The organism is Streptomyces sp. NBC_01426, assembly GCF_036231985.1.
GTDB lineage: Bacteria > Actinomycetota > Actinomycetes > Streptomycetales > Streptomycetaceae > Streptomyces.
This window is the reverse complement of sequence record NZ_CP109500.1, coordinates 5,393,584-5,406,443: the sequence shown is the minus strand read 5'-3', so window position 1 is coordinate 5,406,443 and position 12,860 is coordinate 5,393,584. Positions and strand designations below refer to the sequence as shown.

The following is a 12,860-nucleotide window of genomic DNA, read 5'->3' as shown; positions in this document are numbered from 1 at the left end:
GTGAGGTGCCGGGCGACCCTGGTTCGGGGGCGGGGTCAGTTGCGCCAGGTGTCGGTCAACGTGACCCGACCGCTCGCGGGAACGGTGGCGGAGCGGTTGGCGCCGCTCTCCCAGGTGACGTTCCCGGAGGCGTCCTTGCGCACGTACTTGTACGAGAAGGACGTGCCGGGCGGGAGCGTGACGTCGAGCTTCCACACCGGGTAGGCCGCCGGGTCCAGCTTCGGGGCGACGGAGGTGTTCCAGTTCCCGAGCTCGGCCCGGTCACCCGTCACGTGGATGTTCTGGCCGAGGACCGTGGAGGCGTTCACCCCGAACGAGGCCCCGGCCTCCGCCGCGGGCGGCGGGGTGGTGCCGCCGGCGCAGGTGCGGGCGTTCACGTGCAGGGCCACCGCGCTGCCGGCGCCGAGGGTGGCCGTGAACCGGCCGGCGGAGTCGACCGTGACCGTGCGCCCGCTCTGGACGTCGCAGTACCCGCCCGCCGGGAGGGACGTCTGGAAGGTCCGGGTCAGCGCCGAGCCCTCGTGGTTGAGCGCCACGTACGCCTTGGCGCCGCGCCCGAACGCGATCTGGTCACCGCCGTTGTCCCACCAGTCGGTGACGGACTGGCCGCGCGCGGCGTTGCGGAAGGCCACCATGGAGGAGATCTCCCGCCACGCGTGCTGACACTTCCAGCCGTCGGCGTAACAGGCTTTCACCGAACCGCCGTTGGGCGGCCCGGCGTCCTTCTGGCTCCACTCGTAGCCGGAGTGCACGTCCGGCGATCCGTAGGGCCAGGCCAGCATGAAGACGTTGGCGAGGGTGTAGGCGGAGCCGTCCTTGTAGCTGAGGGTGTCACCGCCGCGCTCGGTGTCGTGGTTGTCGACGAAGACGGCGGACTGCCCGGAGGGCATGTACCCCCACGCCTCGCCGAGGTTCTTCAGGTGGGCGAGGTTCTCGCTCTGGAAGACCCGCTTCAGATCGCGGGCGTAGCGGAACTCCTGCACGTCCCCGTTGCCCAGGTACTCGGACGGCGACACGGCCTCGCCCGCACCGAAGATCGCCTCCTGCTTCCAGTAGGCGGAAGGGTTGCTCAGCCGGGACTTGATGTTGGCGAGGTCGGCGGCCGGCATGTGCTTGGCCGCGTCGATCCGGAAGCCGTCGACGCCGAGGGAGAGCAGGTCGTTGAGGTAGCCGGCGATCCGGCCGCGCACGTAGTCCTCGCCGGTGTCGAGGTCGGCGAGCTGCACCAGCTCGCAGTTCTGGACGTTGCCCCGGTCCTGGTAGTTCGAGATCGTCGCCCGACAGTCGTCCATGTCTGCGCCGGAGTAGAGGCCGGGGTAGCCGTACTTCGTGTACGAAGAGCCGCCCGTCCCGGTGCCGTCGGCGGCGGCCATGTGGTTGATGACGGAGTCGGCGACCACCTTCACGCCGGCGGCGTGACAGGTGTCGACCATCCCCTTGAAGGCAGTCCGGTCACCGAGCCGCCCGGCGATCTTGTAGCTGACGGGCTGGTACGAGGACCACCACTGGTCGCCCTGGATGTGCTCCTGCGGAGGCGACACCTGGACGTACCCGTACCCGGCGGGTCCCAGACTATCGGTGCAGGCCCGCGCGACGGAGTCGAAGCGCCACTCGAACAACACGGCGGTGACGTCCTTGGCGCCGGGAGTGGCGGCGACCGCCCGGGGGGCCTGAACGGTGAAGGACGCGGCGACAAGTGCGGTGGCGGCGAACAGGGTTGTGACTCTGGCGGTTCTTGCAGCGCTGACAGCTCTGGCAGGCATGCGGGGGCCTCCTGGCGGAAGAGGTGGGGATTGCAGCGACGGTAGGTGCCAGGCCGAACCCCTGCAAGACCTTGCGCAAGGGATTGCAGATTTGTTTCGTCGACGTGTCCCGGTCTGTGCCGGAACGCCGCCGCGGGGCGGGGGTGGGGGCGGGGCGGGGGTGTGAGGGGGGGTGGCCGCTCGGGCGGGGGTGTGAGGGGTTGGGGGCGTCCCGTCAGTCCACTGTCCTTCCGGTTCGGGCCGGTCCCTCAAGGGCGCTCGCTGCGCTCGCGTCGCTTCGCGATGGCCTGCGGCCACCCTTGACCGACCGGTCCGAACCGGAATGCCAAAGACTGTCGGGAAGCCCCCGAAGGATGGCCGGGGGGTGTGCGCAGGGAGAACGGGCCCGTCAGAGAGGTGCGAGGAGGCTCCGCTCGCAGAACTCCCCCGAACAACACATCAAGAAGTCACGGGCGAGCGCGCCCGAGGTCGCACCAGATCGCTACACACTTGCTCTCGGCCAAGCGTCTACAACCCGTCGTGTGCTGGGCATAAGCCGCACCAGGTCGCTGCTGGTGAGTCTCGGCTCAGCGTCTGCGGCCCGTCTGCGGTCGGGCGTAAGCCACCCAAGGTCATGACCTGGTCGGCCACGATCGGCGGGTGCCTCTGCGTCCCTGATGAGGGACTTGTGGGGAGTGCCGGGCGGTCTGACGGAGTCTGTGGTTGAAGGAGATGTCTTTCCGCTCCACCAACACCCACCCACACCCACTGGCGCTCTGTCTGCCTGCCCTGAAGGTCTCGAACGGCAACAGAGGACGATCGGATCATCCCCGATTGACGTCAAGCACCCAACGATCCACGCGTGCGCCCCTGATCACCCGCAGGCGCCTCTCCCACGCGCACCCATCGCCCGGATCGCTGCTTGTGTCCAGCCCCGGACGGCCTGCGGACGCTGAGTCGAGAGCAAGTGTGTAGCGATCTGGCGCGTGCCCGAGACGAGTGCCGGCGACATCTTGGGAGTCGGATCTGACGAGTCCTGCGAGCGGAGCCTCCTCGCACCTCTCTGACGGGCCCGTTCTCCCTGCGCACACCCCCCGGCCATCCTTCGGGGGCTTCCCGACAGTCTTTGGCATTTCGGTTCGGACCGGTCGGTCAAGGGTGGCCGCAGGCCATCGCGAAGCGACGCGAGCGCAGCGAGCGCCCTTGAGGGACCGGCCCGAACCGGAAGGACAGTGGACTGACGGGACGCCCCCAACCCCTCACACCCCCGCCCGAGCGGCCACCCCCCACCCGCACCCCCGACCCCGCCCCGCCCCTCAGTCCCCCGGCCCCTGGCCCGTCGAGCCTCTCACCACCAGTTCTGGTTGGAAGACGTACTCCGTGCGCTGGACCGGCGTTCCCGACACCGCTTCGAGCAGGGCGCCCACCGCGGCCGTCGCCATCGCGCGGACCGGTTGGCGGACCGTGGTCAGCGGGGGGTCCGTGAAGGCGATCAGCGGGGAGTCGTCGAAGCCGACGACCGACACGTCCTCCGGTACGCGCAGTCCCCGCTCTCGGGCCGCGCGGATGACACCGAGCGCCATCGGGTCGCTGCCGCACACGATGCCGGTGCATCCGCGGTCGAGCAGGGCTCCGCCCGCCGCGTGGCCGCCCTCGACGGTGAACAGGGTGCGCTGGATGAGCCCTTCGGCGGCGGCCGAGGGCAGGGCGGCGGTGAAGCCGGCTTCCTTGCGCGCCGACGGGACGTAGCGCGTCGGCCCGATGGCCAGGCCGATGCGGCGGTGCCCGAGGTCTTCCAGGTGCCGGACGGCCATGTCGGCGGCCGCCCGGTCGTCCGGGGAGATGAAGGGCGCGTTGACGTGCTCGTTGAATCCGTTGATCAGGACGAACGGCACGCCCCGGGCGGCGAGCCGTTGGTAGCGCGAGGGGTCGGTGGAGGAGTCCGCGTGCAGGCCGGACAGGAAGACGATGCCGGTGACCCCCCGCTCCTCCAGTTGCTCGACCAGCTCGTCCTCGGTGGCCCCGCCCGGTGTCTGGGTACAGAGCACCGGTGTGTACCCGTGCCCCGCCAGCGCCTGCTCTATGACCTGGGCGAACGCCGGGAAGATGGGGTTGGTGAGTTCCGGGATGAGCAGCCCCACGAGGCCGTTGCTGCGGCGTTTGAGCCGCACCGGGCGTTCGTAGCCCAGCAGGTCGAGCGCGGCCAGCACCTTGTGCCGGGTGCCGGCCGCGACGCCCGCTTTCCCGTTGAGGACGCGGCTGACGGTCGCCTCGCTGACCTGGGCCTGCGCGGCGATGTCCGTCAACCTGAGGGGGTTGGTCACCCCTGCCACCACACCGCCGTGTCGCCGGGCAGTACGTCCGGGTCGGTCAGCTCGGCGCTGGCCAGCAGTGCCGTGCCGGGCAGCGGCATGCGTACGGGTTCCCCGGTGGTGTTGACCGTGCAGGTGAACGCGCCGCGACGGAAGGCCAGTACGCCTTCGGGGGCCTCCAGCCAGTGGACGGAGTCGCCCGCGCCCAGGTCGTCGCGCTCGCGGCGGATGCGCAGCGCGGCCCGGTACAGCTCCAGCGTGGAGTGCGGGTCGCCGGTCTGCGCGGCGACGCTCAGGCCGGCCCAGTCGGCGGGCTGCGGCAGCCAGCTGCCGCCGCTGCCGAAGCCGTACGGGGCTTCCTCGCCCGACCACGGGATCGGTACGCGGCAGCCGTCGCGGAGTCCGTCCTGGCCGTTCTCCTTGAAGAAGGACGGGTCCTGGCGGACGGCGTCGGGGAGGTCGACGACCTCGGGCAGGCCGAGTTCCTCGCCCTGGTAGACGTACGCGGATCCGGGCAGCGCCAGCATCAGCAGCGCGGCGGCCCGCGCCCGGGCCAGACCCCGCGCGCCGCCCCCGTACCGGGTCACGTGCCGCACCACGTCGTGGTTGGACAGCACCCACGTCGTCGGCGCACCCACGGGGCGCATGGCGTCGAGGGAGTCGTCGATGGCGGAGCGCAGCGCCTCGGCGTCCCAACCGGTGTTCAGGTAGTGGAAGTTGAAGGCCTGGTGGAGTTCGTCGGGGCGCAGGTACAGCGCGGTGCGGTCGGCGCTGGGGGTCCAGGCCTCGGCGACGCCGATGCGGTCGCCGGCGTACTCGTCGAGGACGGTGCGCCAGGAGCGGTAGATCTCGTGGACGCCGTCCTGGTCGAAGAAGGGGAGGACCTGGTTGCCGAGGAGCTTGAGTTGTTCGTCGCGGCCGAGGTCGGGCAGGCCGGGGGCCTTGACGAGGCCGTGGGCGACGTCGATGCGGAAGCCGTCTGCGCCGAGGTCGAGCCAGAATCGCAGGATGGAGCGGAACTCGTCCTGGACGGCGGGGTGTTCCCAGTTGAAGTCGGGCTGCTCGGGTGCGAAGAGGTGCAGGTACCACTCGCCGTCCTCGACGCGGGTCCAGGCGGGGCCGCCGAAGATCGATTCCCAGTCGTTGGGCGGCAGGGAGCCGTCGGCGCCCTGGCCGGGCCGGAAGTGGAAGCGTTCGCGCAGGGGGGTTCCGGGGCCTTCGCGGAGTGCCTGCTTGAACCATTCGTGCTGGTCGGAGCAGTGGTTGGGGACGAGGTCCACGATGATGCGCAGGCCCAGGGCGTGGGCTTCGCGGATCACGGCGTCGGCGTCGTGCAGGGTGCCGAACATGGGGTCGATGGCCCGGTAGTCGGCGACGTCGTATCCGGCGTCGGCCTGCGGGGAGGCGTAGAAGGGGCTGAGCCAGACGGCGTCGACGCCCAGTTCCTTGAGGTAGGGCAGTCGGCTCCGGATGCCTTCGAGGTCCCCCATGCCGTCCCCGTTGGAGTCGGCGAAGCTGCGTGGATAGACCTGGTAGATCACCGCTTCTCTCCACCAGCCGGGCTGGGTACCGGTCGTGGTGGGGAGGGCGTCGGCGAGGTGCTGGGTCATGTCGTCCTTGAAGAGATCGGGCCGGTGATGCGGGAGCAGGCAGGGGTGGTCAGCCCTTGGTCGCGCCTGCGGTCATTCCGGCGACGAGGTGACGCTGGGCGAAGAGGAAGAAGACGGCGGCGGGGATGGCGATGAGGACCGAGGCGGCGGTCATCGCTCCCCAGTTGGAGGTGTACTGCGTGACGAAGGTCTGCAGTCCGCCGGCCAGGGTGAGGTTCTCGTCGCCGACCATGAAGGCGGAGGCGTAGGCGACTTCGCCCCAGGCGGTGATGAAGGCGTAGAAGCCGGTCACGGCGAGGCCGGGTTTGGCCAGGGGCAGGATGAGTCGCCAGAAGGTGCCGAAGGGGTTGAGTCCGTCGACGCGGCCGGATTCGTCGATCTCCACCGGGATGGTGTCGAAGAAGCCCTTCATCATCCAGGCGCAGAAGGGCACGGCGATGGTGAGGTACGTGATGATCAGGCCGACGGGCTGGTTGAGCAGGCCGAGCTGTCCCATGAGGTTGTAGAGCGGGACGATGAGGATGGCCATGGGGAACATCTGCGTGATGAGCAGGGTCCACATGAGCGGTTTCATGCCGGGGAACTTGAACCGGCTGACGGCGTAGCCGGTGGTGGCCGCGATGAACACGCCGAGGATCGTGGTGACGCCGGCGACGAGGACGGAGTTGGCGAACCAGGAGAAGAAGGAGGTCGACTCCACCAGGTAGCGGTAGTTGTCGAGGGTGGGTTCCTTCACGAAGTCGGTGCTGATGGCGTGCTTCGCGGGCTTGATGGAGGTCAACAGGACCCACAGGACCGGGAAGACGGCGATGACGGACGCGACGACCAGGGTGGCGTGGAGTCCGACGGAGGCGGTCGGGGAGCGGCGGCGTCCCCGGCGGGGTCCGGCCGCCTGTTCCTTGTTCGTGGCGGTCGACACGGTCACCACACCTCTCCCTGCTTGCGCAGCGAGCGCCGGTAGACCAGCGCGAAGATCATGAGCAGGGCGAGGATGAGCACGCCCCAGGTGGCGGAGCCCGCGAAGTCGCGGGGGCTGGCCACGAAGGCCTGGCGGAAGGCCTGGGTCACCAGGATCTCGGTGGAGTCGCCGGGTCCACCCCGCGTCAGCAGGAAGATCACCGGGAACATGTTGAAGGTCCAGATGGTGGAGAGCAGGATCACCGTCATGCTGACGGCGCGCAGGCCGGGCAGGGTGATGTGCCGGAACCGCTGCCAGGGGGTGGCGCCGTCCATCTCGGCGGCTTCGTAGAGTTCGCCGGGGATGGACTGGAGGCCGCCGAGGAGGGCGACCATCATGAAGGGGACGCCGAGCCAGACGTTGACGGTGATGACGGAGACCTTGGCCCACGTCGGATCGTCGAGCCACGGGATGGCGGAGATGCCGCCGCCGTCGAGCAGTTTGTTGAGGATGCCGTTGTCGCGGTTGAAGAGGAACCGCCAGGCGAAGACGGACACGAAGCCGGGGACGGCCCAGGGCAGGATGAGTGCCATCCGGTAGGCGGCGCGGCCCTTGAAGTCGCGGTTGAGCATGGTGGCCAGGGCCAGTCCGAGCGCGAAGGTGATCGACACGCACAGGACGGTCCAGCTGACCGTCCACACCAGCCGTTGCAGGAACACCGGGTCGGTGAGGACGGCCGCGTAGTTGTCGAGGCCGACGAACTCGTAGGTGGCCTCGATGTGGTTGGCGCCGATCGTGCGGCCGACGTTGCGCTCGTTGGCGTCGGTCAGCGACAGGTAGACGCCGCGGACGAGGGGCCAGCCGATGATGACGCCGAGGACGAGCACCACGGGGGTGATCATCGTCCAGGCGTACCAGTGGGTGGCCAGCGCGCGCTTGAAGCCACCGCGATTCCCGCTGTCAGTCCTGCGGCTCCGGCCGCGGGCCGCGATGTCGTCGCTCTTGGCGCCGTCATCGTTGCCCGCGGCCTTCGCCACCGACTGGCTGGTGTGAGCAGCCATGGCCTTGTTACTTCCAGCCCTTGAGGATCTTGCGGAACTCGACGCCGGCCGCCTTGGCCGCGTCCTCGGGGCTTGCCGCCCCGGTGACCGCCTTGGTGTATTCGACCTTCAGCGGCTCGAAGAGGGAGCCGTTCTCCGGGATCCAGGCGCGCTCGACGGCCTTGTCGACGGCCGGCTTGAAGAACTGGACCATCTCGCTGCCCTTGACGTCCGGCTGCTCGTAGGCGGCCGTGCGGGTCGGGAGCAGGCTCAGGTCCTTGGCGGACTGGACCTGGACCTCCTGGGAGGTCATGTACTCCACGAAGGCGTGGGCGGCGGTGCGGTTCTTGGAGCCGGCGTAGACGGCGAGGTCGTGGCCGCCCTGCGGGGCGCCGGCCTTGACGGAGCCGGCCGGGACGGCGGCGACGCCGAGGTTGGCCTTGTCCTTGAACTGGTCGCCGGCGTAGCTGTCGGCGACGGCCCAGGGGCCGTTGATCATCATGGCGACCTCGCCCGACTTGAAGGCGGTCTGCATGTTGACCCAGCCGTCGGTGGCGTTGGTGATCGCCGCGCCGGAGGTGACCAGGTCGCGGGCGGTCTTGAAGGCCTTGACGCCCGCGGCGTTGTCAACGGTGACCGTCTTGGTCTTCGCGTCGACGAGGTCGCCGCCCTCGCCGTAGATCAGCGGGAGGAACCAGTAGGAGTCGTCGCCGCGCAGGTACAGGCCGGCCTTGCCGGTCTTCGCCTTGATGGCGGCGGAGGCGGTCTTCAGCTCCTCCAGCGTGGTGGGGGGCTTGACGCCGGCGTCCGCGAGCATCTTCTTGTTGTAGAAGAGGCCGAGGGTGTCGATGACCTGCGGGACGGCGTAGGTCTTGCCCTCGTACTTGCCGCTGGCCGCGGCCTGCGGGAGGAACTCCGCGTCGACCTTCTTGGCGGTCTCGGCGGGTACCTCGTCGAGGTAGCCGAGGGAGGCGAAGTCGGCGACCCAGCCGACGTCGGCGCGGATCACGTCAGGGGCCTCGGAGCCGCTGGTGAAGGCGTTCTTGGCCTTGTTCTGCGCGTCGCCGTACGGGACGTTGACGTACTTGACGGTGACCTTGGGGTGCTTCGCGGTGAACGCCTCGGCGATCTTCTGGAAGCTGGCCTTCTCGGCGTCGTTCGAGGTGTCCCACCACGTCACCGTGCCGGTCAGCTCACCGCCGGCCTTGGTGTCGCCGTTGTCGTTCCCGCTGTCACCGCTGCAAGCCGTCGCCGCGAGCGCCAGGGCCGCGACCAGCGCGGTGGCCGCTATGCCACGCCGCATATGAACTCCTTCGATGATCCCGGCCGCTTCCTCGCGGTCCCGAGTTGCCAGGAACGTAACAAGACTGAAAGCCGACCGAAAGACCTTGCGGCAACTTTCTGCAAGTGATGGTGATCGTTACATCCGTGTGTCCGTACGGTTGCCGCAGCTTGCTGTTAGTTCGAGTCGGCTTCGAGTCCCCGGGCCCGCAACCAGGGGGTGTGTCGCCGCGTTGACCCCGACATGACCCATGAGCTGACCGCGCCCCGGCTTGCAAGCGCTTCCAGCAACACCGGCGCGAGCGGCGGCTGGTGGCGCGATGCCGTCATCTATCAGGTGTACGTGCGTTCCTTCGCCGACAGCGACGGCGACGGCGTCGGCGACCTGAACGGGGTGCGCGAGCGGCTCCCCCACCTGGCCCGGCTGGGGGTCGACGCCGTGTGGCTGACCCCCTTCTACGTCTCCCCGCAGGCGGACGGCGGCTACGACGTCGCCGACTACCGGGCCGTGGATCCGCTCTTCGGCGATCTGTCCGACGCGGCCGAGCTGCTGCGGGCCGCGCACGCCCAGGGGCTGCGGGTGATCGTGGACGTGGTGCCGAACCACACCTCCGAGGAGCACCCGTGGTTCCGGGCGGCCCTGGAGGATCCCGCCGCCCGGGAGCGGTACCACTTCCGTCCGGGGCGGGGCGTGGCCGGCGAGCTGCCGCCGAACGACTGGGAGTCGATCTTCGGGGGGCCCGCCTGGACCCGTGTCGAGGACGGGCAGTGGTACCTGCACCTGTTCGCGCCCGAGCAGCCCGACCTCGACTGGGACCATCCCGAGGTGGCGGCGGAGTTCGCGGACGTGCTGCGGTTCTGGTTGGACCTCGGTGTGGACGGGTTCCGGGTGGACGTGGCGCACGGCATGGTCAAGGCGCCCGGGCTGCCGGACATCGGCCGCGGCGCCCAGGCCACCCTGATCGGCACGGAGCCGCTCCCCTTCTTCGACCAGGACGGGGTGCACGCGATCCACCGTTCCTGGCGGCGGCTCCTCGACGCGCACGAGGGCCCGCGGCCGGGGCCCGCGATCGGGGTGGCGGAGGCCTGGGCCCCGACCTCGGAGCGGCTCGCGCTGTACGTGCGGCCCGACGAGCTGCACCAGGCCTTCAACTTCCGCTTCCTGAACTGTCCGTGGGACGCGGGCGCGATGCGCACCGTCATCGACGAATCGCTGGCCGCGACGGCTTCCGTGGGTGCGCCGACGACGTGGGTGCTCTCGAATCACGACGTGGTGCGGCACGTGACCCGGTACGGGGGCGGCGCGCGGGGTCTGGCCCGGGCGCGGGCCGCCGCGCTGCTGATGCTGGCGCTGCCCGGATCCGCGTACGTCTACCAGGGCGAGGAACTCGGCCTGCCCGAGGTCGTCGACCTCCCCGACACCGTCCGCCAGGACCCCGCCTTCCACCGCGGCTCCGGGCAGGACGGGCTGCGTGACGGCTGCCGGATCCCGCTCCCCTGGTCCGGGGAGGCGCCTCCGTACGACTTCGGGCCGGGCGGCAGCTGGCTGCCGCAGCCCGCCGACTGGGCGGGGCTCAGCGTCGCCGCGCAGACCGGCGACCCGCATTCCACGCTGGAGCTGTACCGGGCGGCGCTGGAGCTGCGGCGCGCGTTGCCCGGGCTGGGCTCCCCGGACGCAGGGGGCCTGACGTGGCTGCCCGCTCCGGAGGGGGTGCTGCTGTTCACCCGCCCCGGCTTCGCCTGCACCCTCAACACCCGGCCCCAGGCGCTCCAACTCCCCTCGCCGGGGCGGCCGGTGCTCTCCAGTGCACCCGTGGAGACGGACGGTCGCAGTGTCCTGTTGCCCCCGGACTCGTGCACGTGGTGGGCATTGTGACGCGTGACCGGTACAGTCCAATCCCGTGACCGCACGGCTAGCCGACATCGCAGCCCAGGCGGGGGTCAGCGAAGCCACAGTCAGCCGCGTGCTCAACGGCAAGCCCGGTGTGGCCGCAGGCACCCGCGAATCCGTGCTGGCCGCGCTCGACGTGCTCGGCTACGAGCGGCCCGTGAAGCTGCGCCAGCGCAGCGCCGGACTCGTCGGTCTGATAACCCCCGAACTCGACAACCCGATCTTTCCGGCGCTGGCGCAGGTCATCGGGCAGGCACTGACCCGGCAGGGGTACACCCCGGTGCTGGCCACGCAGACGCCCGGCGGGTCCACCGAGGACGAGCTGACGGAGATGCTGGTGGACCGGGGGGTCTCCGGGATCATCTTCGTGTCCGGTCTGCACGCCGACACCACGGCCGACATGGGGCGCTACGACCAGCTCCGCGGGCAGGGCGTTCCGTACGTCCTCATCAACGGCTTCTCCGACAAGGTCCAGGCTCCGTTCGTCTCCCCCGACGACCGGGCGGCGATGCAGCTCGCGGTGACCCATCTGACGGCGCTCGGTCACACGCGGATCGGCCTCGCGGTCGGACCGAAGCGGTTCGTGCCGGTGTTGCGCAAGATCGAGGGTTTCCGGCTCGGCATGAAGGAACGACTCGGACTCGACGAGGCCGAGGTCGAGGAGTTGATCCAGCACTCCCTGTACACGCTGGAGGGCGGGCAGGCCGCGGCGACCGCGTTGATCGCGCGGGGCTGCACGGCGGTGGTGTGCGCGAGCGACATGATGGCGCTCGGTGCGATCCGGGCCGCGCGGCAGCAGGGCCTGAAGGTTCCGCAGGACGTGTCGGTGGTGGGCTTCGACGACTCCCCTCTCATAGCGTTCACGGATCCGCCGCTGACCACGATCAGGCAGCCGGTGCAGGCCATGGGGCAGGCAGCGGTCCGGACCCTGCTGGAGGAGATCGGCGGTACGCCGGCCCCGCACAGCGAGTTCGTCTTCCTCCCCGAGTTGGTGGTCCGCGGTTCGACCGCGTCCGGGCCCAGGCAGCGGCGTACGCCCTGAGGGGATCCCGTCATCCCCGGGGTTGAGCGGGCGGTCCCAAGACCGTCCCACGGGATGATCGAAGGCGAGAACGTATCTGGCAGACTCTTTCCCCATGGGTGAAGCGAGCGTGAAGACACTGGAAACCCGGACGGACGTCTCGTCACCCACCGTGACCGAGAATGAGGCCCGCCCGGCCTCCGAGCGTTCTCTTCTCACCCGACTCCGCGCGCCCCGCCGGCCCCGGATCTGGTTCGAGGTCCTGCTGATCGCGATCAGCTACTGGACCTACTCGCTGATCCGCAACGCCGTCCCGGAGCAGAAGGCGGTCGCGCTGTCGAACGCCGACTGGATCTGGAGCGTCGAGCGCACCCTGGGCATCGCCGTGGAGCAGTCGATCAACCACGCCGTCAACTCGGTGACGTGGTTGATCGTCGGCATGAACTACTACTACGCGACGCTGCACTTCGTCGTGACCATCGGCGTGCTGGTGTGGATCTACCGCTTTCACCCGGGGCGGTACGCGGGCACCCGCATGGTGCTCTTCGCCACCACCGGCGTCGCCCTGGTCGGGTACTTCTTCTACCCGCTCGCGCCGCCCCGGTTGATGAACGGGCAGGACTTCATCGACACCGTGCTGGTCCACCACACCTGGGGTTCGATGGCCTCGGGCGACCTCAAGCACATGTCGAACCAGTACGCCGCCATGCCGTCGATGCACATAGGGTGGTCGCTCTGGTGCGGGCTGACGATCTTCGCGATCGCGTCCGCGCCCTGGGTCCGGATCCTGGGCCTGCTGTACCCGACGGCGACGCTGGTCGTCATCGTGGCCACCGCGAACCACTTCTGGCTCGACGCCGTGGGCGGCATGCTCTGCCTGACCTTCGGGTACGCCGTCTCGCGCGCCTGGTACGGATCGCTCCCGCACCGACTGCCCCGCCACCCCCGGGCCGTGGACCGGCATCCGGTGGCGGCGGCGCTGGCGAACCGCTTCAGGCGCTGACGGTACTGCCGGCCGTCGCGCCGACCGTACCGCCGACCCCCGCGCCGACCGTTCTCGCGCGT

The 12,860-nt window shown here is 69.9% G+C and carries 9 protein-coding genes; 3 read left to right on the top strand and 6 right to left on the bottom strand.

All coding sequences use genetic code 11. The features are described 5' to 3' along the window. Positions 1 to 35 precede the first annotated feature (35 nt). The 6 genes from OG906_RS24000 to OG906_RS23975 all read right to left on the bottom strand — a co-directional run bounded on the left by OG906_RS24000 (position 36) and on the right by OG906_RS23975 (position 8,905). A complete protein-coding gene (locus OG906_RS24000) occupies positions 36 to 1,763 on the bottom strand; it encodes a carbohydrate-binding module family 20 domain-containing protein (protein WP_329445673.1) in 1,728 nt (575 codons plus the stop codon). A gap of 1,295 nt (positions 1,764 to 3,058) precedes the next feature. Beyond that, positions 3,059 to 4,075 (bottom strand): LacI family DNA-binding transcriptional regulator, encoded by a 1,017-nt coding sequence (locus OG906_RS23995; protein WP_267798979.1) that lies wholly within the window; start codon positions 4,073 to 4,075, stop codon positions 3,059 to 3,061. Then, positions 4,063 to 5,664, bottom strand: coding sequence for a glycoside hydrolase family 13 protein (locus tag OG906_RS23990; RefSeq protein WP_329445671.1), 1,602 nt, complete (start codon positions 5,662 to 5,664; stop codon positions 4,063 to 4,065). The genes OG906_RS23995 and OG906_RS23990 overlap by 13 nt, the downstream gene beginning before the upstream one ends. A gap of 49 nt (positions 5,665 to 5,713) precedes the next feature. After that, complete coding sequence (locus OG906_RS23985) at positions 5,714 to 6,589, bottom strand: sugar ABC transporter permease (RefSeq protein ID WP_329445669.1); 876 nt, start codon at positions 6,587 to 6,589, stop codon at positions 5,714 to 5,716. After that, positions 6,586 to 7,623, bottom strand: a complete 1,038-nt coding sequence (locus OG906_RS23980; protein ID WP_267826490.1) for a carbohydrate ABC transporter permease — start codon at positions 7,621 to 7,623, stop codon at positions 6,586 to 6,588. The genes OG906_RS23985 and OG906_RS23980 overlap by 4 nt, the downstream gene beginning before the upstream one ends. A 7-nt stretch (positions 7,624 to 7,630) precedes the next feature. After that, positions 7,631 to 8,905 carry an extracellular solute-binding protein gene (locus OG906_RS23975; RefSeq protein ID WP_329445667.1) on the bottom strand — a complete coding sequence of 425 codons (1,275 nt, stop codon included), beginning with the start codon at positions 8,903 to 8,905 and terminating at the stop codon, positions 7,631 to 7,633. Positions 8,906 to 9,127: 222 nt separating this feature from the next. On the opposite strand from OG906_RS23975, the gene OG906_RS23970 reads away from it, so the two are divergent. The 3 genes from OG906_RS23970 to OG906_RS23960 all read left to right on the top strand — a co-directional run bounded on the left by OG906_RS23970 (position 9,128) and on the right by OG906_RS23960 (position 12,798). After that, positions 9,128 to 10,759, top strand: a complete 1,632-nt coding sequence (locus tag OG906_RS23970; RefSeq protein WP_267798975.1) for a glycoside hydrolase family 13 protein — start codon at positions 9,128 to 9,130, stop codon at positions 10,757 to 10,759. A 25-nt stretch (positions 10,760 to 10,784) separates the two neighbouring features. Beyond that, on the top strand, positions 10,785 to 11,816 hold the full coding sequence (locus OG906_RS23965; protein ID WP_267798974.1) for a LacI family DNA-binding transcriptional regulator: 1,032 nt from the start codon (positions 10,785 to 10,787) through the stop codon (positions 11,814 to 11,816). A 94-nt stretch (positions 11,817 to 11,910) separates the two neighbouring features. Further along, positions 11,911 to 12,798 carry a phosphatase PAP2 family protein gene (locus tag OG906_RS23960; RefSeq protein WP_329445663.1) on the top strand — a complete coding sequence of 296 codons (888 nt, stop codon included), beginning with the start codon at positions 11,911 to 11,913 and terminating at the stop codon, positions 12,796 to 12,798. The last annotated feature ends 62 nt before the right edge of the window (positions 12,799 to 12,860 follow it).

Bases quoted from the DNA above. Each gene is read 5' to 3' on its own strand.
- OG906_RS24000 (WP_329445673.1), bottom strand. From the start codon at position 1,763: ATGCCTGCCAGAGCTGTCAGCGCTGCAAGAACCGCCAGAGTCACAACC.
- OG906_RS23990 (WP_329445671.1), bottom strand. From the start codon at position 5,664: ATGACCCAGCACCTCGCCGACGCCCTCCCCACCACGACCGGTACCCAG.
- OG906_RS23980 (WP_267826490.1), bottom strand. From the start codon at position 7,623: ATGGCTGCTCACACCAGCCAGTCGGTGGCGAAGGCCGCGGGCAACGAT.
- OG906_RS23975 (WP_329445667.1), bottom strand. From the start codon at position 8,905: ATGCGGCGTGGCATAGCGGCCACCGCGCTGGTCGCGGCCCTGGCGCTC.
- OG906_RS23970 (WP_267798975.1), top strand. From the start codon at position 9,128: ATGACCCATGAGCTGACCGCGCCCCGGCTTGCAAGCGCTTCCAGCAAC.
- OG906_RS23960 (WP_329445663.1), top strand. From the start codon at position 11,911: ATGGGTGAAGCGAGCGTGAAGACACTGGAAACCCGGACGGACGTCTCG.